This window comes from Ideonella sp. P3_A4 (assembly GCF_056403075.1).
In genome coordinates, this window is sequence record NZ_JBFUGE010001049.1 from 1 (window position 1) to 1,372 (window position 1,372).

The following is a 1,372-nucleotide window of genomic DNA, read 5'->3' on the forward strand; positions in this document are numbered from 1 at the left end:
CTGCGCCAGCGACAGGTCGTAGCGTGCCTGTGCTTCGCGGGTGTCGGTGATGGTCGCGGTTCCGACCTCGAAGTTGCGCTTGGCCGAGGCCAATTGCTCTGAGATGGCTTTCTTGCTGGCCTGCACAGTGTTCAGCGTGTCTTGCGCACCGAGCACGTCGAAGTAGGCCTGCGACAGGCGCACGATCAGATCTTGCTCGGCGCTGCGCAACTGAGCCTGCGCGATCGTGACCGCACGTTCGGCCTGTTCGATCGTGACGCCATTGGCTCGGTTGAACAGGCTTTGCTGTGCGGACAGTACGACCTGGTTGTTGGTCGTGCGGGTTTCGGTGGTGGTGGGCGTGGTCACGCGCGCTGGTGCCGGCGCGGGCAGGCCGGTGGGCGAGGTGCTCTCGCTATCCGACTCGGCTCGTACCAACGTCGACGAGGCCTGCAACCCCACCGTCGGCAACCGCAGTGCCCCTGCCTGGTCGGCCCGGTACTGCGCCGAATCGGCCAGCGAGCGCGCCGACAGGTAGGTCGCGTCATAGCCACGGGCTGCGTCGTACAGCTCCTTCAGGCTTTGCGCCTGCGCCGCGCTGGCGGCGAAGCCGAGGGCCAATGCCAGGGCCAGGGGCGTGAGCCCGGCGGCGCGGGGCAGGGTCAGGCGGCGCGTCAGCGTCATGGTCGGTTCCTCTCGGGTCGATGGAGTTGTGGTGTCAGCGGGGGCAATTCAACGGATGGTCGCGAAGCGGCCGACCCTCGTCGGCACAGCTTCGCCACTGCCGGCGAGTTTGTACGCGAGGGCAGGGCCCCGGCGCAGCAGGAATGCGACGACTTGCGTGCTGCGCAGGCCGTGATGACAAAAACCGGCGACGGGCTGCGAGCGGCGGCGCGGCGGGTTCATGCGGTTCAGAAGTGGAAGCGGGTCGGCTCGGCAAAGCCGTCCAGCCGCGGCGCGACGGTGTCGAACAGCACCGTCTTGGCCACCGCACCGCTCGCTTGGCGGGTGTACAGCGTGGCTTGCATGACGGGCTCTGCGCCTTCGATCGCGATCAGCCGGCCACCCGGCTTCAACTGCGCCAGCAAGGCTTGCGGCACGCTGGCCACCGAGCCGGACAGCATGATCGCGTCGAAGGGGCCCGATTCAGCCAGGCCTTCGCGGCCATCGGCCTCACGCACGGTGACATTGCCAATGCCGGCGCGGCGCAGGTTGTCGGCCGCCATCTTGGCCAGCGCGGGGCGGTTTTCCAGCGCGATCACTTCGCGGGCACGATGGCCCAACAGCGCGGCCACGAAGCCGGAGCCAGCGCCGACCTCGAGCACCGACTCATGGCGCTGCACCTTCAGCTCTTGCAGCATGCGCGCCTCGACCTTGGGCGACAGCATGACCT

General features: G+C 68.2%; 3 protein-coding genes. All 3 read right to left on the reverse strand.

Annotation, left to right across the window (positions count from 1 at the left end; all coding sequences use genetic code 11):
- Positions 1 to 663 (reverse strand): TolC family protein (locus AC1DYI_RS35735; RefSeq protein ID WP_477208830.1); only part of this gene is annotated, 663 nt, incomplete at its 3' end.
- A 48-nt stretch (positions 664 to 711) separates the two neighbouring features.
- Positions 712 to 885 (reverse strand): hypothetical protein, encoded by a 174-nt coding sequence (locus AC1DYI_RS35740; RefSeq protein ID WP_477208831.1) that lies wholly within the window; start codon positions 883 to 885, stop codon positions 712 to 714.
- 5 nt (positions 886 to 890) lie between these two features.
- A partial coding sequence (locus tag AC1DYI_RS35745; protein WP_477208832.1) for a protein-L-isoaspartate O-methyltransferase family protein occupies positions 891 to 1,372 on the reverse strand: 482 nt, incomplete at its 5' end.

Coding starts and splice junctions, on each gene's coding strand:
- AC1DYI_RS35740 (WP_477208831.1), bottom strand. CDS start 885: ATGAACCCGCCGCGCCGCCGCTCGCAGCCCGTCGCCGGTTTTTGTCAT.